Here is a 26,609-nt window from a genome sequence, read left to right as displayed (position 1 = left end):
TTGGACGGTGGATGGCCGCCGGTTGTCATAACTAAGCCGCCTCGGTAAAGCGACTGAGGTATGAAAAAGTCGCATCAGCGTGTGAAAATGGAACTAAAACTGGACGTGACATTCTTCTCTTTTTGCATATTTAAAATGGGTTACATTGCTGTTTCAAAAGTAAAAATGAGGGAGTCAAATGACGAGATATTTGGTTAGAGTTGAGCTGTTTGATGCCGATTACCAATCTTATGAAAAACTGTACGAAGAAATGGAAAAGTCCGGATTCAGTAAGGACGTACTTGATGAAAACAGGAAAGTCTTTGAGCTACCAAATGGAACATATACGGGAGAAAGCACCGGTAGTGCTCAGGATGTACGATCACAGGTGAGTGCCATTGCAGATTTACTTTCTAGCAAACCAGCATCTGTATTTGTGTGTGCATTCACTGAATGGGATAGTTATCTCTATCCCAGATAATTGAGTCAGAATTTCATACTGCATGGTGGCTAATAAGCCACCATTTACAACAAAGCAATTCTCAGAAACCACTCCACACTCTCGCAGTGGCCAGCGCCGGTTGCCCGGTCACCTTTCGAAGCTGTTTACGCGTTAACCGGGCGCTAATCGGTAACTCAGTGATGCTTTACGCTTCCTTTCCCTCACTACGCCGCCGTGGGAACCCGACCGTATGAACGCCGTCGTCACGCTGCCTGAGCAGGCATCAAGGTGCGGTCTATCCGCTTTAGTGCTTCATTGGAATCACTCCTCTAAGTTGAATCAGCGCCAACTCCCTGCCAGTGTTGCCCATTCTCACGCCGTTCTCGCTCTCGCGCGGGGATACTCTCTCACCGACCGGATCGCACCCGGTGATACAGCACGTTTACGTGTAGGGGTTTTAACAGGTCATTGACGCTGTAAATCTGCATGTTGTTAAAAAGCAGGCGACTTGCTGTCCGCCGCTGGCTAACTTCGCTCAGCTGTCGATGTTTCGTTTCGATGGGGTAAATTTAGCGTGATGCTAAATTATGTGCAATAGCAAAATGCTAAATTGTTGGTGTTTTTTATTTAGCGTATTGATTAATAAGCGATTAAAAATTTACAGGGCACGAATTCAGAGCGAAAAAAAGCCCGCGCGATGGCGGGCTTGTGAGGATTTTGCGTGAGGTTATGGAATGTTCAGTATCTTGGCATCAACCACAACGCCGATAATCTTGCAGTTGCCATTAACCTCTATCATTGGATATGCGGGGTTAAGAGGCTTAAGAAAGCGCCTGCCTGCATCGATTACAAGCTTCTTAAAGGTCGCTTCGTTATCGCCTTCGAGCTTCGCGACAACCAGTTTCCCGTTGCGAGGTTCGACTTCAGGATCAACAAGTATCGCAGCCCCCTCTGGAATACTCAGCCCGGCAGGGGAGGTCATAGAATCCCCTTTAACGTCCAGCCAGAATGAATCGTCTGAGCAGACAACGGTAGTGTCATACCAGCGATCAATCGCTCTTCGGTGATAAGGTTCTACAGCTTCCATCCATTGGCCCGCGCTTACCCAGCTGATTACAGGATAACTTCCTTTTGTCTCGTTCAGACCTCGAAATGCAACGTTCGAAGGTTCTTCACTGGCGTGTAAAACATCCATCCAGCCAAAAGGCAGATCAAGCGCAGTTTCAATTTTGCGAGCCATCTTATCGCCGATATTACGATGAGGGTTTGGTCCCAGTAGCTGGCTAAGCGCAGCCGGACTTGTCTCGATGAGCTCGGCGAACTGCGCCTTGGTCATTCCAGACTCGTGCTGACGCTTCTCGTACAGCGCTTCCAGGTTGGCTTTTCTGATTTCTTTATTTTCCATACCTGCATTGTTACTGCTTTTAGCAAAATGATAAATGTGCAAATTGCTAAATGATGCTTGCGTAGCATTTAGCATAACGCTAAACTCCAAATCAAACGACTCACCCGGAGACACCAATGAGTACTGAACTACACCGCTGGCGCAAGGCCGCCACTACCGACGAATGGGCGCAGCTCGCAAAGTTGGCTAACACGACGCCAGGTTACCTGGACCAGATCGCCTACGGAAATCGCCGGGCATCTCCAGAAATGGCATCTGCTATCGAGAAAGCCACGATGAATTTTCACCGCCAGGCTCCGGTCCTAAAAGAAAGCCTGGTATTCGCATCGCCGCGTGATACTGCGGCCTAACCACGAAAGGGAAAGCAATGCATTCACTTGCGTATCAACACAATACCGGAATACACCCGGGAGCGATGATAAACCGCGCTCAACCTAAGGCGGCACCAGAACACGAAAAGATCCGCGATGCGGTCCGGGCATGGTCATCGGCGCTGGACAATCAAGACGTGGTGTCAGCGCTGATCATCAACGAATACCGGGAGCAGGGCGGGGCCGCCATAAGCTTCCCGGAAGACATCAGCCGGGCGCGCCAGAAGCTGTTTCGCTTCCTCGATAACCGTTTCGACTCTGAACAGTACCGCGAGAACGTTCGCCAGCTGACACCGGCAATCATGGCCGTCCTGCCTCTGGAGTACCGCCACCGCCTTCTTCCAGAAGACAGCTTTATGTCCCGCCTAGCGCGACTTGAGAAGCAAACGAGCGAGGCGAAAGTGGCCGTTGCGATGAACGCCCCGCGTCACCAGAAGCTCAAGGAACTCAGTGAGGGGATTGTAGAGATGTTCCGTGTCGACCCGGACCTGACCGCGCCGCTGATGGCTATGGTCACTTCGATGTTGGGGGTTATGTGAGAACTACAGAAATGGCGAAAGCCGGTCTGCGCGAACAGAACCGACTTTCTGGTGCAAATCGTTTGGACTCTTTGCAGGAGTAAGTATGTCAAACACCGCTGAAATTATCAATTTCCCAAACAAAACAGAACAACCGGGAGGTCGTATGGCCGACCTGTCGAACGGGTATACCAAGGTCGCTAACGAGATTCAACAGCTTAAGCCTCGCCTGAGACTGTCAGGCCGGGAATGGCAATGTTTTGAGGCGGTGATCTGGCTTACCTACGGCTGGAACAAGAAACAGGACCGCGTGACAAACACGGTTATTGCTGAGCTTACGGGCCTGAGCGATACCCATGTATCGGACGCGCTTAAGTCTCTCGCAGAACGCAAAATCATCATCTCTCAGAAGCAGGGCATGATGAAAATCGTCGGTGTAAATACTGACCTTTCAGCCTGGATTTTAGACAAACCGGAAACGGGAAGAAAATTCCCGAAAACGGGAAAATCCTTCCCGAAATCAGGAATAACCTTCCCGAAAACGGTAGACACCCAATACAAGAACAAGAACAGTATTAAAAGATCTTCGTCCGAGAATTCTGGCGAATCCTCTGACGCACGTCTGAAGAGATTTTTATCAGCTCATCCTGAAGCTGCGATTTACACACCATCCGGTGCGAAGTGGGGCTCTGCTGAAGACCTCAAAACCGCCCAGTGGATATCTGCCAGGGTGAAGCAGATTAACCCAACCTGCAAAGCCCCAGACATGACCTCCTGGTCTAACACCGTTCGCCTGATGCGCCAGATAGACATCCGGTCGCACCAGGACATCTGCGCGCTGTACGACTGGGCCAGCAAACACCACTTCTGGCAGACTAACATCCTGAGCCCGGAAAGCCTACGCAAGCAGTGGGACAAGCTGACATTGCAGCGCAACGCCGGAGGTGAGCAGCGTGCCGCTAAGCCGGATTTGGATTTCAACAACACTGACTGGGTCTACGGGGTGATTCGATGAAATCTCTTGCAGAGCAGATGCGTAACCACGATCGCGAGCAGATGAGCCGCATGGCCAATAACCTGCCAGAGCAGTACCAGGAGCGCGCGCCGGTCGAACAGGTAGCGCAGGTATTCAACAAGCTGTTCAACGAACTGCGCGCCGCGTTCCCGGCCAGCATGGCGAACTTCCGCACCCAGGACGACCTGAACGAATTCCGCCGTCAGTGGTTGCTGGCGTTTCAGGAGAACGGGATCCACACCATGGCTCAGGTCGATTCCGGTATGCGCATTGCCCGCCGCCAGGAGCGCCCATTCCTGCCGTCGCCGGGCCAGTTCGTCGCATGGTGCAAACAGAGTGGCGGCGCGCTGGGTATCACCGTTGATCAGGTGATCGCCGAATACTGGGACTGGCGCAACCGTTCGTTCGAATTCACCTCCAGTGAGCAATTCCCCTGGTCGCAGCCGGTTATGTACCACATCTGCGTAGAACTACGCCACCGCAGCACAGAGCGCCAGTTGACTCATGGTGAGCTGGCGCGCGAGGCTGGCGATCTGCTGGACATGTGGGAGAAGCGCGTAACCGAGGGTAAGCCAGTACCGCCGGTTCGCCGGGCAATTGCAGCACCGGAAGCCGAGCACGGGCCGACGCCGATCCAACTGCTTCAGGCGAAGTACAACCGCAATAAGTCGAACGGGATGGTGTGACATGACAGGAAGAGAAGCTATCGAGTGGTATCTGGATGGTTATGGCTCATTCACTGCGGAGCTGGTATGCGAAGCAACCGGAGTGTCCCGTTCTCAGGTGCTGGCGGCATCGTTCAAGATGCGGCAGAACGGCGAAATCGTCCTTCGAGAACGTAACTGGCGCACCAATGTTTACGTGGCCGCCGAAGACGACGAAGGGAAGCCGATCAACCGCGACGGCGAGAACACAATTTTCCAGGAGTGCCGCAACAGCGCGGCTATGAAGCGAGTATTGATGGTTTGGGGGTGGGTAGGGGTATGAAAATTGATGATATCAAAAACGTGACGGTGTTCTTAAAACAGTAAAGTTACTCCCTCTCATTTTGCATCTTGAAAAAATAAATTAGCTGATGTAATTAAATAATTTAACTCTCTAATTTTTGTGTTCAACTTCCGCTAACGATAGCTAACGAGGAAAGCATGAGCAATGACAAGCCGCAGCCTGGGTATGCCCAAGATGGGATTAACCCCAATCCACCTAAGGCATACAGCAGACCCGCTCCACCGCCAACTCCGCCAAAAAAATCCAATTAAGGCATTAAAGAAAAATGGAAGATTTAAGCACTGAGTTATTTGATATCTTAAAATTCCTTTTACCCGGATTTCTTACAGCTTGGATTTTTTATGCATTTACGTCTTATCCCAAGCCATCGCAGTTTGAAAGAATTGTTCAGGCACTGATTTTTGTTGTTTTCATCCAGGGAATGGTCTTTTGTATAAAACATATTCTTTTTTACCTTGGCCAAAGTTGGAGCTTAGGTGCGTGGACCCAAGATGTAAGTACGGTGTGGTCTTATGCGGCAGCAATAATTTTAGGGTTTGTATTTAGTTTATTTGCAAACAATGATTTATTTCATTCATTCATGAGGTGGGCTAAGTTTACAAAACAATCCTCATATCATTGTGAGTGGTTTGGCGCGTTCAACACTTGCCCAGTGCATGTAATCTTGCATTTAGAAGATGATAGGCGAGTGTTTGGATGGCCCCAAGAGTGGCCTTCACAACCTGAAAAAGGGCATTTTCTGTTAAGGAACCCATCATGGATAAGTGAAAAGGGTGATTATATAGATATGCCAACTGTTAAGTTCATGCTGCTCAAATCATCTGATATCAAATGGGTTGAGTTTCTTCAGGATAATCCAGAGGTAGAATATGTCCAGAAAAGCACCGACGCCACCGCCGTACACAATCCCGCCGAGTAGGGATGGTATGCGTGGAGGTAAAAATCCACCGCCACCTACAGTCTATGAACGACCCGCGGCGCCCCCGTCACCTCCGCCTGGCAGAAAGTAACAATGGCTTTTGTTAAGTCCTGACGTTTGATTTTCAATAATCAACCCGCCATAATCATGTCATCGGAGCCTGAACAGCTCCGGTGACTTCTGCGCATTTAAGGGGACTTAAATGCGACCACAATCTGAACTCCTCACCTTGTCACAGATGCAGAAATGCACCTGCGATTTTCTGCATTCTGCGTTACCTCTCGGAGGTGGCGTATGAAGCAGCACTACTGCATCGTTAACGACACCGTTAAAGACAACCTCATAGCATTCATCCGCACACTGCCGGTAAACCCTCGCGCGCCGATGGTAGTAGAGGCCCGGGAAGAGACGCGCACCGACAAGCAGAACCGCCTGATGTGGCCGTTACTGAAAGACCTCTCTGTCCAGGTTGTCTGGTACGGCGAAAAGCTTGAACCGAAGGAATGGAAAGACCTCATCACTGTTCTTGTCAGCCAGATGCAGAACCCGGAAAGCGAGCAGAAATCCGCGCCGGGCATTAATGGCGGCCGTGTTTATTTCGGCGTCAGCACATCCAAATCCAGCAAGCGCTACATGGTCGACGTCATCGAGGCGATTTATTGGTTCGGTACCGACCGCGGCGTGATGTTCTCTGAGGCATCCACTAAGCGCATCGCCTGGGCGCAAGAATGGAGGGCTTCCCGTGGGTAGTCCTCTCGCACGCGTCATCACCAACGAAATCTTCCGCGTTCCTGCGCGACGCCAGCGTAAGCCTGCGGTTAAGCCGTCCGACATGCCGACACTGAAGGGCTACACCGCCCGCCTGGTTGATCAGAAATGGCTGCGTCTCGCGGCACGGAGGGCGCATGGCTAAGTTACCGCGCCGTAAGTGCGCACATAAAGCCTGTCGTCAGTGGTTTCACCCGGTACGCGATGGACAAGTTGTTTGCAGCTTCGAGTGCGCCAGCGCGATCGGCAAAGAACAGACCGCAAAAGCACGTGAAGCCGCTAAGCAGAAGGAGGCACAGCGCCAGCGCACCGAAGAGAAGGCAGGACGCCAGCGCCGTAAAGCGCGATTGGCAGAGCTCAGACCTAACGGTTACTACAAGGCGCAGGCTCAGCAGGCTTTCAACGCCTTCATCCGTGCGCGCGATGCCGGTTTGCCATGCATCAGCTGCGGTGAGACTAATCCGCCCGATCTGCATGGCGGCCAGTGGGACTGCGGCCACTTCAAAACGGTAGGGGCCAACCCAGAGCTGCGCTTTGAAGAGCGCAACGCCCATAAACAGTGCAAGTCGTGTAATGCCGGAGCCGGAAAGTACACCGCCAAAGAGGCGACGGTCGCGCAGCAATACGAAGCTGGCCTGGTTGCTCGTTACGGGCAGGAATACGTCGACTGGCTCAACGGCCCCCACGAAATGACCAACTACCGCCGTGAAGACTTCATCCGGATCCGCGATGAGTACCGCGCCAAACTTAAAGCACTGAAACAGCGGGAGGCCGCATGAACCACGCCGACTTCCTGCGTTACCAGGCAGAAAGCGTTAAGCGCGCCAGCATGCCGCCAGTAGCAAAGCACAGCCAGACCAAAACCAATCAGCCACAGAAGGAAGCCGCATGAACAGTCAGCAACTGGAATACGTACGTCAGCAGCTCATTGTGGCGACCGCAGATCTGAGCGGGGCTACGAAAGGGCAACTTGTCGCTTTCGCAGAGAACGCGCAATTCACCGCGACGGCGCGTAGCCGGGGCCGGAAAAAGGTATTCGACAAGGATAAGCAGCGCATGGTCAACCCGGACGGCCCGCCGATGAGTGGCAGTCAGTCCCGCGCCAAGGGGTCATCCATCGCGCTGGTGGGGCCGGTTGAGTTCGTTACCGCATCGTGGCGCCGCGCTGTCCTGTCGCTTGAAGACCACCAGAAAGCGTGGCTGCTGTGGAACTACAGCGAGAATATCCGCTTCGAGTACCAGGTGGCGATCACCCAGTGGGCGTGGGCCGAGTTCCGGGATCAGCTCGGCACGAAAAAGGTGGCCGGCAAGACGCTGGAGCGACTGAAGAAGCTGATATGGCTGGCGGCGCAGGACGTCAAAGCGGAGCTGGCGGGGCGGGAGACGTACGAATATCAGGCGCTGGCATCGCTGGTTGGCGTAACACCAAAGAACTGGTCAGAGACGTTTACGGACCGCTGGGTTGAGATGCGGCGCATTTTTCTGTGCCTGGATAGCGGGGCCTTATTGCAGGTTACGCGATCACGTTCACAACAAAAGGCGACAAATTTAGACTCAAGTCTTGCAAAACTGGATTGAAACGCATATATTTCATGTAAATCTGATATCGTCGCCATTGCTTCGTAGGTCGACAAAGAATTAACAGCCTCGCCATCGTGCGGGGCTTTGTTTTTTGTGCTTTTAAAAGCCTCAGGAATAGGCGTAAGTTATAAATTTTACTTAAATAATGTAAAATGCCTCTTAAAAAGGATACAAGAGGCGTCATCATGCAGGATATCCAACTTTATGTTGGTGGCACTAACAACATCACCTATCGATACGAAATCAGAAAGGTGGATGATGCTTTTAGTGTTCGAATATTTAACGTCATAAACAAGGTACACAAAGAGGTCGGCAGTAAATCTCTTCGTTTCGTATCAGCTCATGATGTTATTGATGAATGCACATCGCATTACAGAAGGCATGCTGAAGGCTTCAGAGGCTTTTTGCGTGGCCTAATGATGCGGTGAAGGTGCTACTCAATATAAAGGTCGCTCAGGCGGCCTTTTAATTTGCCTGTAACTAAGCTGTAAAGCTGCCAACTCATAATTGGATGACCGCTAATTTAAATCCAGCCGAATGAATAAGACCCCATGACCTGGGTCCCTTCGGCCAGAGAGCCGGCATTGCCTTACCCCCATATTGCCCGCCTGTCGCTGGCTTTTTTATTTCAGGCTCCGGGAACCATCCTCGACATGCCTTCTTGTTAAATCGTCCCGAGGGCCTGACCCTTTCAAACACACAGCACCCGCTAACTACGCGAGGTGAGAGCATGTATCGCATGGAAAAAATAACCACTGGTGCTGCCTATGGCGCTTCAGCCGGGAGCATCCTAAACGGCATCCTTAATGCATACAGCCCCGAGCAGTGGAACGCTATCGGCGTGCTGGTGGGTATCATCATTGCCGTACTGACGTATCTGACAAATCTCTATTTCAAGATCCGCGAAGACAACCGCCGCAGCAGGAGCCGAGATGAACCCGACACTCAGGAATAAGCTGGTGGGTGCCATTGTTGGCGGATCCGGAGCCATCACCATTGCTGCAGTAATGCTGGGTAATGCGGATGGACTGGAAGGGCGGCGCTATTACGCCTATCAGGATGTGGTCGGCGTCTGGACCGTTTGCGATGGGCACACCGGTGCCGACATTCGCCGCGGCCATCGCTACACCGACAAAGAGTGTGACAACCTGCTGAAGGCAGATCTGCGAAAGGTGGCAAATGCCATCGACCCGCTGATCAAGGTTCGCATCCCTGAACCTACCCGCGCCGCGCTTTACTCCTTCACCTACAACGTTGGCTCTGGTGCCTTCGCCAGCTCCACGCTGCTGAAGAAGCTTAACGCCGGAGATGTTCCTGGAGCATGCAAAGAACTGCAGCGCTGGACGTATGCTGGTGGTAAACAGTGGAAGGGGCTGATCACCCGGCGCGAGATTGAGCGTGAAGTTTGCGAGTGGGGCCAGAAATGAGCCGATTAACCGCATTCATCTGTGCTGTCGTTATCTGCCTGCTGGTTTCCATGGCCTGGGCGATTAACCACTACCGCGACAACGCCATTACCTACAAAGACCAGCGCGATAAGGCGACGGTCCGGGCTGACACATCAGAGGCGATCACCAGCAACGTGATCACCACGATGAACCTCATCCGTGACATTTCACAGGCTACCCAGAATGCAAAGAACGAACTGGCCCAAAAAGGCGAGACGCGCATTGTCTACATCAGGCAGGCGCTTGAAGGCGATCCGTGCGCTAACCAGCTTGTTCCTGCTGCCGCTGCTGACAGCCTGCGGGAATACACAGACAGTTTACGTCCCAGCTCCGGTGGTGCCGATAAGCGCTGACCTGACAGCAGACACGCCGATCCCCAGAATGGTGGTTCCGTTCACGTGGCAGGCAAGTCTGGAGTTAAACGCTCAGCTCTATACGGCCCTCGGGCAATGCAATCTGGATAAGGCAGCAATTCGGGAAATTGAAGGGGCGAGAAAAATAAATTGAAATCAAGAAATGAAAGTAGTAAAAGTCAGTAATGCTGTGAGCAGTCCAGCTGAAGAAAAATCATTAAGTGTCAAAAACAAAATTCAGAGCCTCGGCAATCGCCGGGGCTTTTTTGTATCCGCATTTCACCGCGCACCGCAGCGCAATTAAACCACGTCGAACCAAACCCTTTGAAATGAGCCTTTGAGGAAGTCAGTTAGTGCTGGCGAGCCTCGACGGGCTGATTTCCTATGCGGCAAAGGTTCATCTCAAAGAAAGGTACACGCTATGAATAATCCGTCAGTTATTCCGGCCTTCGACTTCCGCGAAATGGTTTTGCCATCTAACGGAAAGGTCATCACGACGTCCATGAAGATCGCCCGCTATTTCGGCAAGGCGCATAAAAACGTTCTTCGCACTATCAAGCGGCTGGAGTCTGATTGCTCCCCTGACTTTAACCGGCTCAATTTTGAGCCCGTTGAATACCTCGATAAAAAAGGCGAGATGCGCCTGATGTACAACATCACGAAAGATGGCTGGATGATGCTTGTAATGGGTTTCACTGGAAAGACGGCGACCGCGATTAAAGAGCAATATATCGCTGCCTTTAACTGGATGGCTGAGCAGCTAAACCGACGCATGGCGATGGGTGAAGAAATGCAACATCGCTACGCCATCAAAGAAACGCGCTCAAAGTTGAAAGGCACGATCGGCAGTCGGTTGATGAACGAGAGGAAGAAAGAGAAGCGCGTTCTGGAGTTCGAGCATCAGTACATCATGCAGGTAACACAGCCTGAATTGCTGATCGGATAAGCCATTACAAAGCTCATCTGCGGGTGGGCTTGATAATGGTAATCAACTCTTGCACTACACTCATTCTGCTATCAACAAGCAGAGGAAATATCATGAGTGAAAAACCGCTTGCATACATAGAGGACGACGGTGATCTGGTGGTCATTGATGTATACGATTCAAAGGTTCACGTTGCGTTAGCGAGTATTGAAACGCCAGAGCATGTTGTTCAGCAGATATGGCGGCTATCGACAAAGAACAATTACGAAAGCGAAGCGCTTAAACAGGCAATCGAGATTATGTCCAAGAAAGTTGGGCTGATGGGGCCTGGTGGCGATTGGGTCGGTAACGGTTAAAGCGCTTCGAAATAAAAATAGCCGCCTCCGGGCGGTTATTTATTGCCACATGAATCGTGTCGTTTGTGGGGTAAAGGTTATAGTGGCTTCGCGCCAGTTTTCTTCGTTAAGAATTTTCTCTATGCAGTGTGTGGCGTAAAGGTTATCTGGTGGAGTAAAGGATGTATATTCGCTTTCGCTGCTTAACTTGAAGTCATGTATGGCTGCAATTGCTATGCGTCCTTCACTATCGATGTTACGGAAGCATGAAATTCTCGCCTCATAAAACTCGTCTGGCAAAGCTTCTAACATGCAACCGGTAGCCCACTGCAATAGCTGTTCATCTGAATACTCGGGCTCGACGGTCAGCGCCGTCTGCTGCTTGCTTATGAGCCGCTTGAATGTGTTGAGAAAGGAAAACATACCACCTCCTTGGTTTTGCCAAATTAACATATCACCATCACCATGTGCAGTTCCATCGTAATGGCAATATCCCCACTAGCGGATAAAGAGGCTATCCATGCCAGACATCTACCAAATCACGCTAACCACCCAAACAGGCGAAACCTTCACGGGCAAGATGTCACGACGTCAGCCTGAGTTGGTTAATGGATTTGTGCCGCTGGCGACCGAGACCGGAGAGTGGCTTTACTTTGCACCGGCCGATGTGAAGCGCGTGCAGTTCACGCCTGTACCAGAAGAGGACGAAACCAATGGCGATGTGCAGACTGTCAGTTGAAATCAAAAGCAGGTGGTGGGTTCCTGTCTATCTAAGGGCGCTGACAGTGTTCTGCCTGATGATGCGTTGCGAGCCTGACTACCAAAAAGTGAGTAACTTCCTTGTTAAGCATGGCATTAGCCAGAGGTTGAAGTATGAGCCTGTAAAGAGATAACGGAGTAACGAATGAGCAAACCGGACTGGGAGGCCATCGAGACGGCGTACCGGGCCGGAGTGATGTCCCTCCGAGAAATAGCATCACAGCACGGCATCAGCGAAGGCGCTACCCGTACTGGTTCGCGACAGCAAAAACCCGGATGACGTAGATACCCAGCAGGAAGACCACGACTGGGATGCAACCCGTTACCGCGTGCTGCACTCTCCTCGCCGTTCAGGGGCGATATTCTTCACATAAGGACAACTCAGTGAGTAACGATACAGAAATGCAAGTCCTCGCTGGGCTGATTGTGAATAGCCTCAACGAGGTTTCGCGATCTCGACAGCTTTATGCGGCTGGATTCAATAAATCAGGCAATACCAAGCGACATCACCTGTGGTGTGAGTTTGGCTATCCTGAGCGCCTCGACTTTGAGCACTTCTACAACATGTATGAGCGCAATGGCGCCGCGTTCGGCGCTGTTCATAAGCTACTGGATGCATGTTGGGCTGATAATCCTGTAATAGTGGATGGAGACGAGGCGAAGAAGTCCAAAAAGTCGACGCCATGGGAAAAGAAAGTCACCAAGCTCATGAAGAAATACTGGGCGAAGGTGAAGGACGCGGATAGACGTAACCTTGTCGGTCACTACTCAGCTCTCATTCTTCAGTTTGCCGATAGTCGTGAATGGTCTGAGCCAGTTAATCGTGACGTAATGCGTAATTCACGCGAACGCGGTCTGGTGAAGATGATTCCTGCATGGGAATCGCAGGTGAAGCCTGGAGAATTGGAGCAGGATCAGAAGTCCCCAGATTACGCCATGCCGAAGTTCTATTATTTCCAGGAGCAACCGGTAGGGGACAACGGCAGTATCGTTGGTCCTATGCGCTCCATCAAAATTCATCCTGAGCGCATCATCATTTTTTGCGAGGGCTCAGAAGATGAATCTTCACTGGCTGGCATCCCGTTCTTGCGTGCGGGCTATAACGACCTGCTTGATATGGCTAAAACCTCCGGCGGCAGCGCCGAGGGGTTCCTGAAAAACGCCAGCAGGCAGCTCGGCATCAACATGTCGAAAGACACCAAGATTGACAAAATCATGGAGGATGCCAAGAAGGCTGGTTACTCGGGGCTGGCTGAGGCGCTTAACGCAGCCATCCAGAAGCTTAACTCTGGTACAGATTCGGCTCTGGTAACCCAGGACGGAGAGGCTAAGGTGCTTTCCGTTGCCGCTGCCGATCCGAGTCCAACGTGGACAGTGTCAGCTAACCAGTTTTCCTCTTCAGTTCAGATGCCATTCACCATTGTGTTTGGTCAGCAGACGGGAAGGCTTGCTTCAGATCAGGACAAAAATGACTTTGCCAAGCGCTGTAATGGTCGCCGCAACGGGTTCCAGACTGACCGGGCAAGTGCAGTTATAGAGCGACTTTGGACTGTGGAAGTTATCGAACCACCTAAATCTGGCGAAATCACGTTAACCTGGTCCGATCTACTCGCGCCAAGCGAGAAAGAGAAGATTGCCAACATGAAGGAAATGGCTGCGGTCGCGAAGGATACCCAGCAAGCTTATGGCACACCAGCTGTTGATGAGAACGAAGTCAGGGAGGCGGGAGAACTTGAGCCGCGTGAAGATGTTAAGCCGCCTGACCCAAATAATAAGGTAACGACCGATGATCCTCTTTCCGATGACACCGGAGCAAAAGACGAAAGTCGGGACACCGGTAGTTCCGCGCAGCAAGGTTGACCCGACACGATCGGCAAAGCAGGTAACCGCGATGTTCCGGGATATCGAGGAGCGATATCTCAGCATCAAGTGGGCGCTGAAAGCCTTGTTTGACCAGCGCCTGACCGGGCGTGAGCGTGAGGTAAACAGCCATAACTGGAGTTTCCTGTGCCATGATAACGGCGCGGATATGCGGCTCTACCAGGTCAACGCCGGTAAGTTCATCTACGACATGTCTGCGCAGGAGCTGGCTGATCTGCTGGAGGCGGTGCAGGCAATTCTTGATGACCATCTGCTGGAGGGTGGCGAGCAGAACCTCTGGGCGATGGATTACGTCGTCGCTGAGGCACGGCGTGGAACGCTGGAGGCATACAATAACCTCTCGCAGCAGTCGCAGGTGTACGCCAGCCAGACAACGCTACAGCAGCTTTTAAGCAGCCCCGGTCACCTTAATCAGGTGGCGTCGGCCAGGCTGACAACGTTCAGTGACTGGAAGGTAATCAGTGACACTGCCCGTGGTGACCTGACCAACATCATCACCGATGCAGTCGCGCGCGGCGTGAATCCTCGTGAGACGGCCAGCGTCATCAGCAAGCGTCTCGATGTGTCCATGTCGAAGGCGAAGAACATCGCTCAGACTGAGCAGGTCGGCGCGCTGCGGCAGGCGCAATGGAACGAAACCGACTGGGCCGCTGACCGGCTGGGGCTGAATACTGGCCTGCTGTGGCTGTCAGCGCTCAAGCCTACGACGCGCACCTGGCATGCCAGCCGTCACGGCAAGGTCTACACCACCGAAGAGGTGCGAGACTTCTACGCTGAGAATGGCAATCGGTATAACTGCTACTGCAGCCAGATCCCGGTACTGCTCAACGACGACGGCAGCATATTCAATGACGGGATTGCTGAGAAATTGGAGAAGGAGCGAAAACAATGGAAAAATGGTAGTTGAACCAATGTTTTTTTCTAGACATATTAAAGCCCTACACACAGGAGAATAATATGTCGTTATATAATCGCGTTCAAAAAAAGTTAACAGAATACAAAGAAACTGAACAACGTTACTGGGACGATCTCAAGGCGCGCCTTACCCTATTCAAGCCAAAACTTATTGATTATCTTGGCGTTGAAGGTATGGAACTTTGTGATGATCATGATAAAAATAAGTACCCTATCGTCTTGGTTGGCAACAAAGTTGGCGAAGAAGTTGAAGATGAATTAGTAAGAAATTTTGAAAAAGTAGATGGCCAAAAGCCCAGCTTGCGTTTCTTTGTTCAGATAAATCTTTCAAAATACAATAGTGAAATTTATGTGAAGTCGGAGATATTTGAATGTCTTTTCTGGGGGAAAGACGATGGCTACACTATGGATATCTGTGGGGAAAGCGTTGGTTGCAGGAAAGTTACGGATAAGACTGATTTTACCAATGCCTTTGATTTTATTGTCAAAAAAATTGAAGAGTCTGTCGATACAGAGCGATTTTTATAATCAGTTAATATGAACAACAGAAGGTCGCCACGGCGGCCTTTTTTAATGCCTGAAATCCACCAATGAGGACGCAACGTGAAGCTATCCAGCATCCACGTTAAATCCCTCGCCATCAACGCCTCCAACATCTCAACGACCACCATCAACGGCCAGGAACACTACGTCATTCGTGGTGCAGTCCCGATCGTCGATGACATCGTGATGAATGGCGGCCTGTACCCGGCGGAGGAGATTAACAACAGCTACCAGACGATGGAGCGCAAGTTAATGCCGATCGGCCACCCAATGGTGAACGGCAAATACGTCAGCGCCAACGACCCGCAGGCTGTCAACGATTACTACGCCGGAGCATGGGCTCAGAACGTCAGCAAGGCCAACGACAAAGTCGTGATGGACGTATACGTCAATAAGGCTGTGGCAGACACCAAGCCTGACGGTAAGCGCCTTATTCAGCGCCTGGACGACATGATTTCCGGCAATAACGCCGACCCGATTCATGTCTCTACCGGTCTGCTGCTGAACAAAGAGCAAAAGGCAGGTGAGTCGAAGCAGAAGAAGTACTCGTGGGTCGCTCACAACATGCAGTTCGACCACATTGCGATCCTGCTGGACGGGCCCGGCGCCGGGACGCCTGAAGAAGGTGTCGGCATGTTCGTCAACGCTGACGGGCAAGAGGCCGATGTTGAAGCGACGAGCCTCATCGATGCTGCCAACAGCATGAAAGACGGCTGGTGGAACAAAGTGAAGTTCTTTATCAGCAACGCTTCAGAGATGTCCTTCGACGACATCTACCAGGCGCTGCGCATGTCCATCAAGCAGGACGACAAAAAGTGGCGCTACGTCGTCAGCGTCTGGCCTGACCATTTCGTTTACGAAGAGGATGGCGAAAACGCCAAGCCGAAGCTCTTCGACCAGAAGTACCTCATCTCTGACAAGGTCGTAACGCTTGTCGGCGATCCAGTAGAAGTCGTGCGCAAACCAACTGAGTACGAAGTCAAAACCAACGGAGAAACAAACCCGATGAAAGAGAAGATGATCGCCGCGCTCAATGCCGCAGGCGTTAAAACCGAGGGGCTGACCGACGATCAGGTCTGGGATGCCTACAACCAGCAGATGCAGAAGAAAGAAGGTGGCGGCGACCCGGGCCAGGCTCAGATTAACTCTGACGCCATTACTGCTGCAGTAAATCTGGCGCTGAAGCCGCTTACTGATGAAATCAGCACGCTGAAATCTCAGCTGCAGGCGAACGCTGAAAGCGAACTGAAAACCAAACGTGACGCTGTTAAAGCGAAATTCTCGTTCATGACCGAAGCAGCGGTTAACTCCCTGTCCGGCGACGCGCTGAACGACTTGTACTCACAGTGCCAGACCAGCACCGGTCTGAACCCTGCATTCCAGGGGAATGGCGCTCAGAGTGAAATCCTTAACATGGAGGCACCTGAATAATGGCTCTCGCACCTCGTTTCCATACCGTAATCGCGGGCCCGGCCCGTAAGAATGACCCGCAGGTCATTGAAGCAATCATGGCAGCGGCCGTGAAACCAGGCTCACTGGTGATGCTCGACAGCACCGGGAAACTGGCAGTTCACAATGTCGCTGGCGGCGCAGGCGTTGCACTGGCTCTTCAGCATAACTACATCGGCGGCGGTGACATTCGCGACGCGGTTCCTGCCGGTGATACCGGCGCGGCCATCATGTGCGAAGACGATGTGGATTACCACATGCTGGTCAAAGCGTCGCAGGTACTCCTTGAAAATGAAGGTCTCGTATCTGCTGGTGACGGCACCCTTCAGAAATCCGCTGCGCCTACTACCGACGTAGTTCTGTTCTATTCACGCGAAAAAATCACCGTTGGCGCTGAAGCTCAGCTCGTGAAAGTTCGCAAATCAGGGAAAGCAACCGCATGAGCACGATCGTATTCAACAAAAAGCTTATCACCGAGCACAATCAGGTGAAGCAGGCATGGAATCAGCTGCTGATGCAGCGCGAATCTTTCAACATCAACCAGGGAACCATTGCTGCCCAGTACGGCGGCGCGCTTGAAGTTAACCAGGCCGCGCTGATCTCCAAAGACTACTGGCGTGAAGTGGACAACATCACCACCCGAGTCTTCCGTAATGACGAAGGCAACGGCCTGCTGGATGATCTGCTCGGTCTAGGTACGCCGATTTCTATCGGCAAGACGGCGGCGCTGTACCGCGTTTCCAGTGACGCTGGCAAGGTTCATCGCTCACTGACGGGCCACGTGCCGGAAGAGCTGGATAAAGTCATCTACGACGAAGCTGGTGACCCAATCCCGATCTTCAACACCGGCTACGGCCGTGAATGGCGTGAATGGAACGGCATGCAGTCGGAAAACCTCGACGCGATGGCTGACGATCAGGAAGCGCACGTTGCGGCTATTCGTAATGACCTAGGCTCTGAGTATCACGTCCTGGTCGACGTTGTCGGCGCGAAAGATAAGCGCAAAGACGCGCTCAATGCCGTGCAGCGCATCGTCGATTACGTCCAGGCCAACCCCATGGCTGACGAGTGCGTCGGCTACATCCAGAACATGGGCGCAATTCCCGCGCCGGTGCTCACAGAAGAAGGGCGAATAGTCTTACGACTCCAGTTCGCCTGCACTTACGGCGAATAGCCATCCCAACCAAATAACCCGCTTCGGCGGGTTTTCTTTTATACGTCAAAGAGGAGTTTCACATGGCTAATTGCCAGAACTCGAACGAGCGCCTGTTCGGCGGTGCGGTCGTGCTGGAAGTCGCCGATGGCTGCCCGGACGTCAAGCCACTCGAAGCAGAGTGGATGGCGCTAGCTGCTGGTACAACTAAAGGGTTTGACTTCAACCCCAATACCACTACCAGTGATGCAGATGATGGCGGTGGTTACGTTGAAACTATCGTCACCAATAGCGACTTCACAATTTCATTTGATGGTGAGGTCCGTGTTAAGGATAAGCTCGATCAGTATGGCTTCGGTCGCTTCACTAAGTATTTCCATACCGAAGTAGCTGCCCGTCGCCAGCCTGGTATCTGGGTTCGACTGAACTATGGCCCGGTAGAATTTATCGGTTACATGAATATTACCGCCCTCAACTCAAGTGGCGGTACGAACGATATCACCCCGTTCACTACTGAGTTTAAGGTTGGTGACGCAAGCACTATCGAGGTTAATGAAAACAACTCGGTAGCAGTGACTGGCGTGACGGTAACTCCGACAACCAGCACCGGCACGGCAGGCGGTACCAGCACCTTTACGGTGAACATCTCACCAACCGGCGCAACCAACAAAGACTTCACTGTAGCGACTACCGATGCGACCAAGGCAACAGCCACCGCCTCCGGCAACACCGTTACCGTGACGCGCGTCGCCACCGGCAGCGCGCAGATCATCATCAACACCGAAGACGGCAACTTTGTGGCCGTGCATACGGTTACCGTTACCTAACGGACATTCCAAAGGGCGGCGTGCTGCCCTTGATAATGGCCGTTTACTGGAAGGCCTATGACCGCTTTAACCGATATTGGCGAACTCTCTATCAGCGACAGCCGCGAAGGCGGAAAAGATTACCTGCTGCGGCCTTCATTCGAGGCTATGACGAGGATCGGCACTCCGGAAGAGATTGTGCAGGCCTACGCCACCATACACGGAAATGATGTCGCTCAGCTGATTGAGGTGTGCGCTGGCACGCTGGGGCGTTTTCCTGACTGGCTATCTCCATCATTCAACCGCGCTGCAGAGAAGCTGTTATCAACGAGCATGCTGGTACTGCAGGCGTGCTGCGATGACGATCTGACACCGATGATCGGAGAATGGAAAGGGTGGCGGCATTGCGTCGTCTACCGACCAGGGCAAATGCCGAAGAACGACATCATCGTGCTGGCGCAGCACCTCATGCAGCACGGCGTCGTCGGAAAGGCAAAGGTTCGCCAGCTGCAGCGACATGAAACTGGTGAGCGAACCACTGAGTTTAAAGCCTTCGACTACATCAGCGCAGCGCGCAGCCACTTCGGCATGAATCGCGGGGAGGCCTCCCAGTTAACAATGACCGAATTTCAGCTGCTGCTCGCGGCGAAATATCCGGACCAGAAAGGCTTCACTCGCGAAGAGTACGACAGTATCGCCGATGAGTACCTGGCTAAACAGGCCGCACGCAGGGCAAAAGCAAAGCAATAACCGGAGAATGACATGGCAGGTGAAAAGAACGCCGGTAGCATCGTTTATGAAATCAGCGCCGACGTTGAGCCGCTGCTGCAGGGCGGGAAACAGGCCATTGATGCTCTGGATAAACTGGATGCCGCAGCCCAGCAGTCAGGCAAGGGAATGGATAACCTCGATCAGAGCGCATCCCAGACCGGGTCCGCGTTTACTGAACTGGCTGGTTATGCAAACTCGATGGATAACCAGCTGCGCAAGCTGAACATGAGCGTTAGCGGTATTGCGCGCGCTATGGAGGAGGCTCGCACTGGTACCGGAAGCACAACGAGCGAGTTTAACCGAGCAAATGCTGTTATTGAGGCGCTCGGTAACCAGGTTGCGATCCTTGAAGAGGCGCAGGTGAATGGAGCCAGAAGTGCCGCGGTATTTGCGTCACAGCTAAGAGCAGGAGCTAACGCAACCGAGGAAGAAAAGCGCACTATCGCGGAGCTGGCAGGTGCATTTTATGACATGAAAGCCTCATCGGATGCGGCCGCTAAGTCTGCCGCATCAGTAGCGGCAGCTACTCAGCGAGCGGAATCATCAATATCTGGGCTGGAGAAAGAAGTATCCATCCTGAACACCGAGATGCAGGCTGGATCGCGAAGTGCAGCCATCCTTGCGGCTCAGTTAAGTGCTGGAGAGGGAGCATCTGACGCCCAAAAAGCCAAGATTGCTCAACTTGCAGGCGCCCTTTTTGATATGCGTGAGGCTCAAAAGTCAGCCTCAGCCGCATCTGCAGAAGCCGCTAAGCAACTTGCCCAGCAGGCGAATGAAGCCAACCGAATCAGCGGAATAACCTCTGACCTCTCTAATCAAATCGCGATCCTGAGCGAGCAACAAACCAATGGGGCCCGCAGCGCTGCAATTCTGGCCGCTCAATTACGTGCCGGGGCAAGCGCAACAGATGCCGATAAGCAGAAGATAGGTGAGCTTACCGGCCAGTTGTTTGACATGAAACGCACGACTGACGTTGCAGCCGGTGGGAATAAAGGCTGGAAAACCAGTATGCAACAGGCCGGTTACCAGGTTCAGGACTTCATCGTTCAGGTTCAGGGTGGGCAGTCTGCTCTCGTTGCATTCTCCCAGCAGGGGTCGCAGCTTGCCGGCGCCTTTGGCCCTGGTGGTGCCGTGGTTGGCGCCATAATCGCTCTTGGTTCAGTCCTGGCTGGCGTGCTGATTACTTCGCTGAATGGCGGTAAGAACGCCATGGATGCGCTGAAAGACGCAGCTGAAGCGATGGATAAGGTGATCACCATTTCCTCGCAAGGCGTGGCCGCGCTTTCAGACAAATATGCCGCTCTGGCGCGGGTAAATGCCGATGTGGCAACATTGCTGCGTAATCAGGCGCTGCTGGAGTATAACCAGGCCATCTCGAAGATACCGAAGGCCATTAGCGACGCGTCTGATGCTTTCATCACGTTAGGCGATCGCGCACTGGCGGCAGTGGGCGGTGCGTCTCCCAGCATCAAAAAGTTCAATGATGAGCTTTCTGCGCTTGGTGTTACCACCACAGACTGGAGCCAGGCCATTCAGCAGGCCAACAGCCAGGGTCAATATGCCTCTGGTATTGTGAATTCGCTGTCCTCAACGGTGAGTACCCTTTCTTCTCGCCTGGGCATCAGCAAGCAGTCAGCGTTTGATCTGGCAAGAGAACTATCAGACCTGAGCAACAACCCGTCCCCGGAAGCACTTCAGGAACTGGCGAAAAAACTCCAGGAAATGAAATCCTCCTCCAAAGATGGTCAGTCAGCCATTGCTGAATTGGCAGGTAAGCTTGTCGATCTGGCGAGAGAGGCGGCCAACGCGAAGATAAACGTCGACAGCCTGAACAAGTCCACTGACAACCTCACGGCCGGGCAGAAGAACCTCATCAAGCAGTCTGAGCGAAACCTTGCTCTGTCGAAACTACAGGGCGAGGCCCGCGCTCGGTTGCAGGCGCAATACGCCGCCGAAGATGCCGGGTTTGCGAAGGATGATCCGCACGCGAAGCAAATGGAAGATGATGCTGCAGCTACGTACAAAAATACGCAAGCGCAGAAGTCTCTTCAGTCAGAGCAGAAGAAGGGCGCGTCACAGGCTGATTCTATTGCCCAGAAGCTGGCGAACCTGAAACAGCAATCAGAGCTTGCCGCTGACTCAACGAATAAGCTGAGTCGCGAGCAGGCCATCCTCACTGCGCAGCAGTCGCTCGGGAAAGGAGCGACTAAAGAGCAGATAGCGCTAGCCGGTCAGTATGCGGCAAAAAAATGGGATACAGCCAACGCCATCAAAGCTGAAGCTGCAGCCCAGAAGCTTCTCCCTGAAGCGGCTGAGAACGCCAGTTACAAACAGGATGTTGAGGATCTGAATACGGCGCTGGCTGCGAAGAAAATCAGCCAGGAGCAGTACAACCAGAACTCAGAACGACTGGCGGCAACGCACCAGGCTAACCTCGCGAAAATCCAGGCTCAACAGGCTGTAACGCCACAGCAGGAGGCTGTCGGAGGAGTTGACCCTGTTCAGCAGCTGGCTAACGAGAACGCCAAGAAACTCGCGCTTATTCAGTCATACGAGCAGCAGGGGCTGATTACTCACCAGAACGCCATGGCATTGCGTGCTGCAACTGACACGCAGTATGAGCAGGCGCGCATCGCTGCCCAGTGGGAGATTTTCCGTAACCAGAGTATGGGTAATGAGTTGCTGGCCGCGAGCTTTGACTCTCTCGCAGGCAATGCATCCAATGCCTTAACCGGCATCATCACCGGGAGCATGTCGGCGCAGGAGGCTATGCAATCTCTCGCCAGCAACGCCCTGAATAGCCTGATTAACGGCTTCGTTCAGATGGGCGTCGACTGGGTGAAATCTGCCGTCATGGGGGCTGCGGCGCAAACCTCTGCGATTGCCACCACTACTGCGGCTCAAACCGCAGGCTTAGCGACAACCACTGCGGCAAGCACTGCGGCGGCCACGACCACGATGGCTGTCTGGACCCCAGCGGCGGCCGTTGCCTCAATCGGTTCATTCGGTGGTGCTGCGGCTATCGGTATTGCTGCCCTTATCGCGGCTATGGCGATGGCTGGTGGTATTGCTGGCAAGCGTAAGAACGGCGGCCCAGTATCGGCTGGACGTACGTATCAGGTGGGTGAGGGCGGTATGCCTGAAATCTACCAGGCGTCGAATGGTAGCCAGTACATGATCCCCGGCGACAACGGGAAAGTCATCAGCAACAAGCAGATGAATTCCGGTGCCGGCGGTAGTTCTGTGCCTGTCACTATCAACATTCAGAACTATACCGGCGCAACTGTCGATGCGCAGGCGACCCAGAACGGCAATGGAGTGACGATCGATATGATTGTTGCCGATATCAGCCGGGGTGGGCGTATCGGTCAGGCTATCCAGCAAAATCACCAGGCACCACGCAAAGCAAGGGGATAACATGCCAATTCCGTACCCTGACTGGCTGCCTTTGGCACAGAAAGGGAAATCACCCACTACAGATACCGGGTTTCGCGTCGACCAGCCGACGGTCGGCGCGCCGGTATTCCAGAAATTAACCGACGATCTGAAGACGTCTGTCTCGCTGACGTGGATATTCACCCAGGACCAGCACCGGGCATTCATGCAGTGGTTGCGCAGCCCGAACTACCTCGACAACTGCAATCAGTGGTTCACGATGCCGCTCGGCACCGGGACCGGTGACACCGGCGTCGAGGTGCAGGAATTACACTTTCTCTCCTGGCCGTCATGGTCACAGTCCGGATCCATCTTCACGTGGACCGGTGATGTCATTGCGCGCGAGCTGGTTAACTCCGATGACGAGTTTGACGACATCATCATTGAGCTGCCGCCACCATGGGCCTCATCGTTGGATATCGTTGTCACTGGCTATCCTGACGGGCGAGACCCGGAGAGCTTACCGAAGGTGCCATAATGCCGACGCTCAGAGAATTTCAGAGCCGAAGGCCAAACCGAATCCTGTACGAAACTATCACGTTTTACAGCCCGGTCTTTGGCTATATCAGGCTCGTTAATAACCAGATTTTCCCCAAAACGCTCGGCGGGCAGGTCTACACGCCTTGCCGCATGGAGTTAACCGAAAGCCAGCAGAGCAACACGCCTATCCTCGACAGCACCGTTAAATTTGGCCGGCTGGCGCAGGACTTCAAGCAGCAACTCAAGCAGTGGAAAGCCTACTCGCGCATCACGCCAATCTCGGCGACGTACCAGCAGTTTGACGCAGCTGACATGATGACTGCCATCAAGTCGTGGACGCTCTACGTCAGCGACTGCTCGATGGACGACAAGGACGTGACGTGCAGCCTGACGCGCGTAAACCCGCTTAACCGTAACGTCGGACGACTGTACACAGTCGAAGAATATCCGGGGCTCCAGAATGCTTAAAGACGAGTTCATCTCGCTGGTTGAGGGCATCCCATGGAGTAACCGCGCTTGCACCTTTGACGCTGCTGACTGCTGGGGGCTGGTGGTGCTCTATTACCGCCACGTTCTGGGGACCGAAATTCACCAGACTGTGGATTACGAATCCGGGCGCGACTTCATGACGTGCTATGACTCTGATGTCGTGTTCTGGCGGCGTGCTGATACGTTCACCGATGACGGGATCTTCGTCGCCTGGGTTGGCAGCCAGCCTGTGCATGTCGGCCTGATTGTTGATGGTCGCGCGCTGCACAGCCGCGGGGAAAATGGACACGTCCGGTTCGACGCTATCCGGACAATACAGAAGCTATTCACCAGAGTGGAGTTTTACACCTATGCCGGTAATCGAGATTCAGCGCGTTCCGGGGATGCCGAAGGACCGGGCGATTGTTAAAGCCGGCACGTTATTTTCCGAGTGGCTTGAGCAGGAAAGTTTTCACCGCGATATTCGCATCAACGTTAACGGCAAAGAACTGCAACCAGATGATGAGCTGGAGTTTGCACTTCAGGACGACGACCGGGTAATAATTTTCGACCAGCCGAAGAGCGGAGGTCTTGTCGGCACGTTGTTAAACCCTCTCGAACACCTGAACCCAATCAAGTTCACCCAAAAGGTGTTGTCTTCGCTGATGCCGAAGCCAAACACGAACGCCGGCGGCGGGAATAGTAAGACCTCACCTAATAACAGCCTGAAGGGGCAGACTAACATCGCACGTAATGGCGAGGCGAAGCCGGACAATTTCGGACAGGTCCGCTCTTTCCCTGATCTGGCTCAGGAGTCGCTCTTTGAATACATCAGCAACCTCAAATACATCACTGAGTTGATGGTGTTCGGCCTGGGGAAATATGACGTAACGTCTGTACGCTTCTCTGAGTCGAATCTCGGCTCAATGGCGGGGGCCAGCTACACCATTTACCAACCAGGTGATGTCATCCCGGTAGTGAATGAGGGATATCAGTTCGACGATGTCGACGGACAGGAAGTGCCAGGCCTTAACGAGAGCGACGATTTCCCGATCGAGACTGCGACAGCTAACACCGTTATCAGCGGCGTATATGCTGGTGGGCAGATTGCGATGAAAATCCTTAAACAGGCTGACTTCGACTACTTCGCCGATCTGACTTTTCCGCACCCGGTCACGTTCACAATTAACGTGACATATCCGATCACCGGCGGAACGCGTACAGAAGACGTCACGCTTTCCGGTAGACTCATCAGTTTTGCTGAGACGAACGACGGCGCCGTTGTTAACCCGAAATATTACTACACGTTCACTTTCGACAGCCTGAATGGCCCATCCATTCCGATCCAGGATGCGACTATCAACACGACGAAGTTCATTTTGAACGATAACGCCGCGCTGATCGTCGGTCCGTTCTTCTCGCCGATACCATCAAGCCAGCTGTGGCTGCATACCCAGTCCGGGCTCGGCGGTAACAGCGAAACGAACTGGGTGGTCAACATCTGGAAGGTCGACAATGGCAACAACCTGATACCCGGAACTGAGCAGACGTTTACGTACCGGCAGACTACGCCTCACGACTACATGTCGGAGACGTTTAACCGGACTGATAAACTCACCCCGGCGGGCGGGTTTGGGCGCTATGCGATCACCTTCCAGAGGACGGATAACAGCAGCGACGCGAGCAAGTTGCAGGTCGAAGAGATTCACGCTGTAAACGTCAGGACTAACGTCGTTCACGCTGAAGATTCTCTGGTAATGGTGAAGGTCCGGGCTACCGAGAACGCCACGAGCGGGCGTGACAGGAAGTACAACGCGCTAATCACCCGCCACGTCATCAGCTACAACATGACGACGCAGCAGGTCGACTACACGCTCAGGCCATCGCGCAAGTTTGCAGATATTGCGCTGTTTAACTGGCTGGTGGTCGGGCAGCAGCCGGAGTCGAGCATTGATATTTATGGCCTGTATCAGATCCAGGCTGAAATCGACGCTATCGACCCGCGTCTCGGGTATTTCGACTACACATTTGACGATGAGGATGTATCGCTCGGTTCGCGCATGGAGACCATCTGTGACGCTGCAAGCGTCTCGGTTTACGACGATAACGGCGTGCTGTCATTCACCCGAGATAGCAAAAAGACATCTGCGGCTACGATATTCAACCGCTCGAATACCAAACCAGATGGTTACTCGCTCTCCTACGACATGACGCTCCCGGGCGGTTATGACGGCGTAGAGGTGCAGTTCCGCAACCCGGACACCAATAAGCAGGACTTTGTACGGTACCGGATAGCCGGAAATTCCATCATTGAAGGATCGCCGGCCAAAGCGAAGAAGTTCGAAATGCTGTACGTCAGGAATCGCTTCCAGGCCAACGAGCGCGCGCTTCGGGAATGCAGGCGGCTTATCTACTCCCGCATGACCATGCAGATAACGGCAATGGCTGACGGAGAGTGGGTAAACATTGGCGATATGGTTCAGGTGCCAGACACATACGACACCAACCAGCAGGCCGGTTATATAGTGTCGCGGGTCAGGAATGACTTTGAGACGAGTGAACGCATCAACTTCTCCGGAACCATGTTTGTGCAGGTCACGGATTCATCCGGCGCCACCACAGCGAGATACCCCGCATCTCCGCGCGCTGATACTGCGTTCGGCTTTACCGCTGCTATCCCAGATATCGATCTCAACCTGTTTGATGGTTTCGACGTCCAGTCTCCTTCACGGTACGTTATCGCCACCTCACAGGAGCTAGACGCAGGGCAATGGACTATCACGGCAAAGCAACCAGACGGAAAGGGCAGCACTGCATTAACCCTCGCTGAGTATAGCGATCTGATTTACTAATAAGACCCATCCCGATCACCCAGACCCGGC

Annotated in this window: 34 protein-coding genes; 32 read left to right on the top strand and 2 right to left on the bottom strand. The window is 53.0% G+C overall.

Annotation, left to right across the window (positions count from 1 at the left end; genetic code table 11):
* Positions 1-178: 178 nt before the first annotated feature.
* A complete protein-coding gene (ghoS, locus tag F0319_RS12465) occupies positions 179-460 on the top strand; it encodes a type V toxin-antitoxin system endoribonuclease antitoxin GhoS (RefSeq protein WP_149367090.1) in 282 nt (93 codons plus the stop codon).
* 688 nt (positions 461-1,148) lie between these two features.
* Here the strand turns inward: ghoS and F0319_RS12460 are convergent.
* The gene (locus F0319_RS12460) at positions 1,149-1,901 is read right to left on the bottom strand and encodes a LexA family protein (RefSeq protein WP_149367089.1); all 753 of its coding nucleotides are present in this window, start codon (positions 1,899-1,901) and stop codon (positions 1,149-1,151) included.
* 41 nt (positions 1,902-1,942) lie between these two features.
* Here F0319_RS12460 and F0319_RS12455 point away from each other — a divergent pair, with 41 nt between their 5' ends.
* From F0319_RS12455 to F0319_RS12370, 17 genes are all read left to right on the top strand, one after another.
* Positions 1,943-2,176, top strand: coding sequence for a helix-turn-helix domain-containing protein (locus F0319_RS12455; protein ID WP_149367088.1), 234 nt, complete (start codon positions 1,943-1,945; stop codon positions 2,174-2,176).
* A 17-nt stretch (positions 2,177-2,193) separates the two neighbouring features.
* Complete coding sequence (locus F0319_RS12450) at positions 2,194-2,736, top strand: toxin YdaT domain-containing protein (protein WP_149367087.1); 543 nt, start codon at positions 2,194-2,196, stop codon at positions 2,734-2,736.
* Between the two features lie 85 nt (positions 2,737-2,821).
* Entirely contained in the window at positions 2,822-3,730 is a 909-nt protein-coding gene (locus F0319_RS12445; RefSeq protein ID WP_149367086.1) for a replication protein, read from the top strand.
* Positions 3,727-4,416 (top strand): replication protein P, encoded by a 690-nt coding sequence (locus tag F0319_RS12440; RefSeq protein WP_149367085.1) that lies wholly within the window; start codon positions 3,727-3,729, stop codon positions 4,414-4,416. Before F0319_RS12445 ends, F0319_RS12440 begins: the two co-directional genes overlap by 4 nt.
* 1 nt (position 4,417) lies before the next feature.
* On the top strand, positions 4,418-4,717 hold the full coding sequence (locus tag F0319_RS12435) for a protein ren (protein WP_149367084.1): 300 nt from the start codon (positions 4,418-4,420) through the stop codon (positions 4,715-4,717).
* 286 nt (positions 4,718-5,003) lie between these two features.
* On the top strand, positions 5,004-5,657 hold the full coding sequence (locus F0319_RS12430) for a DUF6338 family protein (RefSeq protein ID WP_149367083.1): 654 nt from the start codon (positions 5,004-5,006) through the stop codon (positions 5,655-5,657).
* A 294-nt stretch (positions 5,658-5,951) separates the two neighbouring features.
* Positions 5,952-6,407: a recombination protein NinB gene (locus F0319_RS12425; protein ID WP_149367082.1), complete on the top strand. Its 456-nt coding sequence runs from the start codon at positions 5,952-5,954 to the stop codon at positions 6,405-6,407.
* Entirely contained in the window at positions 6,400-6,570 is a 171-nt protein-coding gene (locus F0319_RS12420) for a NinE family protein (RefSeq protein ID WP_149367081.1), read from the top strand. Before F0319_RS12425 ends, F0319_RS12420 begins: the two co-directional genes overlap by 8 nt.
* Positions 6,563-7,204, top strand: coding sequence for a recombination protein NinG (locus F0319_RS12415; RefSeq protein ID WP_149367080.1), 642 nt, complete (start codon positions 6,563-6,565; stop codon positions 7,202-7,204). The genes F0319_RS12420 and F0319_RS12415 overlap by 8 nt, the downstream gene beginning before the upstream one ends.
* 109 nt (positions 7,205-7,313) lie before the next feature.
* On the top strand, positions 7,314-8,003 hold the full coding sequence (locus F0319_RS12405) for a bacteriophage antitermination protein Q (RefSeq protein ID WP_149367079.1): 690 nt from the start codon (positions 7,314-7,316) through the stop codon (positions 8,001-8,003).
* A 188-nt stretch (positions 8,004-8,191) separates the two neighbouring features.
* Positions 8,192-8,434 (top strand): hypothetical protein, encoded by a 243-nt coding sequence (locus F0319_RS12400; RefSeq protein WP_149367078.1) that lies wholly within the window; start codon positions 8,192-8,194, stop codon positions 8,432-8,434.
* Positions 8,435-8,736: 302 nt separating this feature from the next.
* On the top strand, positions 8,737-8,961 hold the full coding sequence (locus F0319_RS12395; RefSeq protein ID WP_149367077.1) for a class II holin family protein: 225 nt from the start codon (positions 8,737-8,739) through the stop codon (positions 8,959-8,961).
* Positions 8,939-9,433 (top strand): lysozyme, encoded by a 495-nt coding sequence (locus tag F0319_RS12390; protein WP_039024844.1) that lies wholly within the window; start codon positions 8,939-8,941, stop codon positions 9,431-9,433. Before F0319_RS12395 ends, F0319_RS12390 begins: the two co-directional genes overlap by 23 nt.
* Positions 9,430-9,807: a DUF2570 domain-containing protein gene (locus F0319_RS12385; RefSeq protein WP_149367076.1), complete on the top strand. Its 378-nt coding sequence runs from the start codon at positions 9,430-9,432 to the stop codon at positions 9,805-9,807. Before F0319_RS12390 ends, F0319_RS12385 begins: the two co-directional genes overlap by 4 nt.
* Positions 9,788-9,961 carry an Rz1-like lysis system protein LysC gene (gene lysC / locus F0319_RS22545; RefSeq protein WP_149367075.1) on the top strand — a complete coding sequence of 58 codons (174 nt, stop codon included), beginning with the start codon at positions 9,788-9,790 and terminating at the stop codon, positions 9,959-9,961. Before F0319_RS12385 ends, lysC begins: the two co-directional genes overlap by 20 nt.
* A 267-nt stretch (positions 9,962-10,228) precedes the next feature.
* Complete coding sequence (locus tag F0319_RS12375) at positions 10,229-10,753, top strand: Rha family transcriptional regulator (protein WP_149367074.1); 525 nt, start codon at positions 10,229-10,231, stop codon at positions 10,751-10,753.
* A 92-nt stretch (positions 10,754-10,845) separates the two neighbouring features.
* Positions 10,846-11,088, top strand: a complete 243-nt coding sequence (locus F0319_RS12370; RefSeq protein ID WP_149367073.1) for a hypothetical protein — start codon at positions 10,846-10,848, stop codon at positions 11,086-11,088.
* Between the two features lie 39 nt (positions 11,089-11,127).
* Here F0319_RS12370 and F0319_RS12365 read toward each other — a convergent pair whose 3' ends face one another.
* The gene (locus F0319_RS12365) at positions 11,128-11,490 is read right to left on the bottom strand and encodes a hypothetical protein (RefSeq protein WP_240168090.1); all 363 of its coding nucleotides are present in this window, start codon (positions 11,488-11,490) and stop codon (positions 11,128-11,130) included.
* A 97-nt stretch (positions 11,491-11,587) separates the two neighbouring features.
* Here F0319_RS12365 and F0319_RS12360 point away from each other — a divergent pair, with 97 nt between their 5' ends.
* The 14 genes from F0319_RS12360 to F0319_RS12290 all read left to right on the top strand — a co-directional run bounded on the left by F0319_RS12360 (position 11,588) and on the right by F0319_RS12290 (position 26,579).
* The gene (locus F0319_RS12360) at positions 11,588-11,806 is read left to right on the top strand and encodes a hypothetical protein (protein WP_149367071.1); all 219 of its coding nucleotides are present in this window, start codon (positions 11,588-11,590) and stop codon (positions 11,804-11,806) included.
* Between the two features lie 422 nt (positions 11,807-12,228).
* On the top strand, positions 12,229-13,686 hold the full coding sequence (locus F0319_RS12350; protein ID WP_188035104.1) for a DUF1073 domain-containing protein: 1,458 nt from the start codon (positions 12,229-12,231) through the stop codon (positions 13,684-13,686).
* Positions 13,613-14,614, top strand: a complete 1,002-nt coding sequence (locus F0319_RS12345) for a phage minor head protein (RefSeq protein ID WP_149367068.1) — start codon at positions 13,613-13,615, stop codon at positions 14,612-14,614. Before F0319_RS12350 ends, F0319_RS12345 begins: the two co-directional genes overlap by 74 nt.
* 50 nt (positions 14,615-14,664) lie before the next feature.
* Entirely contained in the window at positions 14,665-15,150 is a 486-nt protein-coding gene (locus F0319_RS12340) for a hypothetical protein (RefSeq protein WP_149367067.1), read from the top strand.
* 75 nt (positions 15,151-15,225) lie between these two features.
* Positions 15,226-16,596 carry a DUF2213 domain-containing protein gene (locus F0319_RS12335; RefSeq protein WP_149367066.1) on the top strand — a complete coding sequence of 457 codons (1,371 nt, stop codon included), beginning with the start codon at positions 15,226-15,228 and terminating at the stop codon, positions 16,594-16,596.
* On the top strand, positions 16,596-17,057 hold the full coding sequence (locus tag F0319_RS12330) for a hypothetical protein (RefSeq protein ID WP_059287862.1): 462 nt from the start codon (positions 16,596-16,598) through the stop codon (positions 17,055-17,057). The genes F0319_RS12335 and F0319_RS12330 overlap by 1 nt, the downstream gene beginning before the upstream one ends.
* Positions 17,054-17,788 (top strand): major capsid protein, encoded by a 735-nt coding sequence (locus tag F0319_RS22475; RefSeq protein WP_149367065.1) that lies wholly within the window; start codon positions 17,054-17,056, stop codon positions 17,786-17,788. The genes F0319_RS12330 and F0319_RS22475 overlap by 4 nt, the downstream gene beginning before the upstream one ends.
* 62 nt (positions 17,789-17,850) lie before the next feature.
* Positions 17,851-18,594 carry a phage tail tube protein gene (locus tag F0319_RS12320; RefSeq protein WP_149367064.1) on the top strand — a complete coding sequence of 248 codons (744 nt, stop codon included), beginning with the start codon at positions 17,851-17,853 and terminating at the stop codon, positions 18,592-18,594.
* Positions 18,595-18,651: 57 nt separating this feature from the next.
* Positions 18,652-19,323 carry a DUF6246 family protein gene (locus tag F0319_RS12315; protein ID WP_149367063.1) on the top strand — a complete coding sequence of 224 codons (672 nt, stop codon included), beginning with the start codon at positions 18,652-18,654 and terminating at the stop codon, positions 19,321-19,323.
* Between the two features lie 12 nt (positions 19,324-19,335).
* Positions 19,336-22,761: a tail protein (tape measure) gene (locus tag F0319_RS12310; protein WP_338070375.1), complete on the top strand. Its 3,426-nt coding sequence runs from the start codon at positions 19,336-19,338 to the stop codon at positions 22,759-22,761.
* A gap of 1 nt (position 22,762) precedes the next feature.
* Positions 22,763-23,257 carry a hypothetical protein gene (locus tag F0319_RS12305; RefSeq protein ID WP_149367062.1) on the top strand — a complete coding sequence of 165 codons (495 nt, stop codon included), beginning with the start codon at positions 22,763-22,765 and terminating at the stop codon, positions 23,255-23,257.
* Positions 23,257-23,727: a hypothetical protein gene (locus F0319_RS12300; RefSeq protein ID WP_149367061.1), complete on the top strand. Its 471-nt coding sequence runs from the start codon at positions 23,257-23,259 to the stop codon at positions 23,725-23,727. Before F0319_RS12305 ends, F0319_RS12300 begins: the two co-directional genes overlap by 1 nt.
* Positions 23,720-24,157, top strand: coding sequence for a peptidoglycan endopeptidase (locus tag F0319_RS12295; RefSeq protein WP_149367060.1), 438 nt, complete (start codon positions 23,720-23,722; stop codon positions 24,155-24,157). Before F0319_RS12300 ends, F0319_RS12295 begins: the two co-directional genes overlap by 8 nt.
* Positions 24,099-26,579 carry a host specificity factor TipJ family phage tail protein gene (locus F0319_RS12290; RefSeq protein ID WP_149367059.1) on the top strand — a complete coding sequence of 827 codons (2,481 nt, stop codon included), beginning with the start codon at positions 24,099-24,101 and terminating at the stop codon, positions 26,577-26,579. The genes F0319_RS12295 and F0319_RS12290 overlap by 59 nt, the downstream gene beginning before the upstream one ends.
* The last annotated feature ends 30 nt before the right edge of the window (positions 26,580-26,609 follow it).

It is taken from the genome of Enterobacter vonholyi, from assembly GCF_008364555.1.
Lineage (GTDB): Bacteria > Pseudomonadota > Gammaproteobacteria > Enterobacterales > Enterobacteriaceae > Enterobacter > Enterobacter vonholyi.
This window is presented reverse-complemented; position numbering and strand designations above follow the sequence as displayed.

Bases quoted from the DNA above. Each gene is read 5' to 3' on its own strand.
- ghoS (WP_149367090.1), top strand. From the start codon at position 179: ATGACGAGATATTTGGTTAGAGTTGAGCTGTTTGATGCCGATTACCAA.
- F0319_RS12460 (WP_149367089.1), bottom strand. From the start codon at position 1,901: ATGCTAAATGCTACGCAAGCATCATTTAGCAATTTGCACATTTATCAT.
- F0319_RS12455 (WP_149367088.1), top strand. From the start codon at position 1,943: ATGAGTACTGAACTACACCGCTGGCGCAAGGCCGCCACTACCGACGAA.
- F0319_RS12450 (WP_149367087.1), top strand. From the start codon at position 2,194: ATGCATTCACTTGCGTATCAACACAATACCGGAATACACCCGGGAGCG.
- F0319_RS12445 (WP_149367086.1), top strand. From the start codon at position 2,822: ATGTCAAACACCGCTGAAATTATCAATTTCCCAAACAAAACAGAACAA.
- F0319_RS12440 (WP_149367085.1), top strand. From the start codon at position 3,727: ATGAAATCTCTTGCAGAGCAGATGCGTAACCACGATCGCGAGCAGATG.
- F0319_RS12435 (WP_149367084.1), top strand. From the start codon at position 4,418: ATGACAGGAAGAGAAGCTATCGAGTGGTATCTGGATGGTTATGGCTCA.
- F0319_RS12430 (WP_149367083.1), top strand. From the start codon at position 5,004: ATGGAAGATTTAAGCACTGAGTTATTTGATATCTTAAAATTCCTTTTA.
- F0319_RS12425 (WP_149367082.1), top strand. From the start codon at position 5,952: ATGAAGCAGCACTACTGCATCGTTAACGACACCGTTAAAGACAACCTC.
- F0319_RS12415 (WP_149367080.1), top strand. From the start codon at position 6,563: ATGGCTAAGTTACCGCGCCGTAAGTGCGCACATAAAGCCTGTCGTCAG.
- F0319_RS12405 (WP_149367079.1), top strand. From the start codon at position 7,314: ATGAACAGTCAGCAACTGGAATACGTACGTCAGCAGCTCATTGTGGCG.
- F0319_RS12400 (WP_149367078.1), top strand. From the start codon at position 8,192: ATGCAGGATATCCAACTTTATGTTGGTGGCACTAACAACATCACCTAT.
- F0319_RS12395 (WP_149367077.1), top strand. From the start codon at position 8,737: ATGTATCGCATGGAAAAAATAACCACTGGTGCTGCCTATGGCGCTTCA.
- F0319_RS12390 (WP_039024844.1), top strand. From the start codon at position 8,939: ATGAACCCGACACTCAGGAATAAGCTGGTGGGTGCCATTGTTGGCGGA.
- F0319_RS12385 (WP_149367076.1), top strand. From the start codon at position 9,430: ATGAGCCGATTAACCGCATTCATCTGTGCTGTCGTTATCTGCCTGCTG.
- F0319_RS12375 (WP_149367074.1), top strand. From the start codon at position 10,229: ATGAATAATCCGTCAGTTATTCCGGCCTTCGACTTCCGCGAAATGGTT.
- F0319_RS12370 (WP_149367073.1), top strand. From the start codon at position 10,846: ATGAGTGAAAAACCGCTTGCATACATAGAGGACGACGGTGATCTGGTG.
- F0319_RS12365 (WP_240168090.1), bottom strand. From the start codon at position 11,490: ATGTTTTCCTTTCTCAACACATTCAAGCGGCTCATAAGCAAGCAGCAG.
- F0319_RS12360 (WP_149367071.1), top strand. From the start codon at position 11,588: ATGCCAGACATCTACCAAATCACGCTAACCACCCAAACAGGCGAAACC.
- F0319_RS12350 (WP_188035104.1), top strand. From the start codon at position 12,229: ATGCAAGTCCTCGCTGGGCTGATTGTGAATAGCCTCAACGAGGTTTCG.
- F0319_RS12345 (WP_149367068.1), top strand. From the start codon at position 13,613: ATGATCCTCTTTCCGATGACACCGGAGCAAAAGACGAAAGTCGGGACA.
- F0319_RS12340 (WP_149367067.1), top strand. From the start codon at position 14,665: ATGTCGTTATATAATCGCGTTCAAAAAAAGTTAACAGAATACAAAGAA.
- F0319_RS12330 (WP_059287862.1), top strand. From the start codon at position 16,596: ATGGCTCTCGCACCTCGTTTCCATACCGTAATCGCGGGCCCGGCCCGT.
- F0319_RS22475 (WP_149367065.1), top strand. From the start codon at position 17,054: ATGAGCACGATCGTATTCAACAAAAAGCTTATCACCGAGCACAATCAG.
- F0319_RS12320 (WP_149367064.1), top strand. From the start codon at position 17,851: ATGGCTAATTGCCAGAACTCGAACGAGCGCCTGTTCGGCGGTGCGGTC.
- F0319_RS12315 (WP_149367063.1), top strand. From the start codon at position 18,652: ATGACCGCTTTAACCGATATTGGCGAACTCTCTATCAGCGACAGCCGC.
- F0319_RS12310 (WP_338070375.1), top strand. From the start codon at position 19,336: ATGGCAGGTGAAAAGAACGCCGGTAGCATCGTTTATGAAATCAGCGCC.
- F0319_RS12305 (WP_149367062.1), top strand. From the start codon at position 22,763: ATGCCAATTCCGTACCCTGACTGGCTGCCTTTGGCACAGAAAGGGAAA.
- F0319_RS12300 (WP_149367061.1), top strand. From the start codon at position 23,257: ATGCCGACGCTCAGAGAATTTCAGAGCCGAAGGCCAAACCGAATCCTG.
- F0319_RS12295 (WP_149367060.1), top strand. From the start codon at position 23,720: ATGCTTAAAGACGAGTTCATCTCGCTGGTTGAGGGCATCCCATGGAGT.
- F0319_RS12290 (WP_149367059.1), top strand. From the start codon at position 24,099: ATGCCGGTAATCGAGATTCAGCGCGTTCCGGGGATGCCGAAGGACCGG.